The following is a 297-nucleotide window of genomic DNA, read 5'->3' on the forward strand; positions in this document are numbered from 1 at the left end:
CTGCGGCTGTCGTCCAGCCACATGGCAATGTAGGCAGCATCCAGCATGATGGTGAAGTTGTCGTACATCTTGTAGGTGTTGGTCAGGCCCACTTCCAGAGCGTAGTCTTCGGTGGTCAGGTAGATGGGATCGAAAGCATCAGCACCCATGTGCAGGTAGTCGGCGTTCATGCCGCGCTTGCCAGCGGTCAGGTCGTTGTAACCCACATACTTGGCCATCTTGGGAGCGTTGGTGCCGCCCATGAAGTTCACACGCAGGGTGTGCTTCAGGTCTTCCAGGAAGCTCACGTCCTTCAGA

General features: G+C 56.6%; 1 pseudogene. It reads right to left on the minus strand.

The features are described 5' to 3' along the window. A pseudogene (locus ACQRBR_RS12055) lies at nt 1-297 on the minus strand (outer membrane homotrimeric porin); the annotation flags it as partial.

The sequence above is a fragment of the Desulfovibrio sp. SGI.133 genome, assembly GCF_050313955.1.
Lineage (GTDB): Bacteria > Desulfobacterota > Desulfovibrionia > Desulfovibrionales > Desulfovibrionaceae > Desulfovibrio.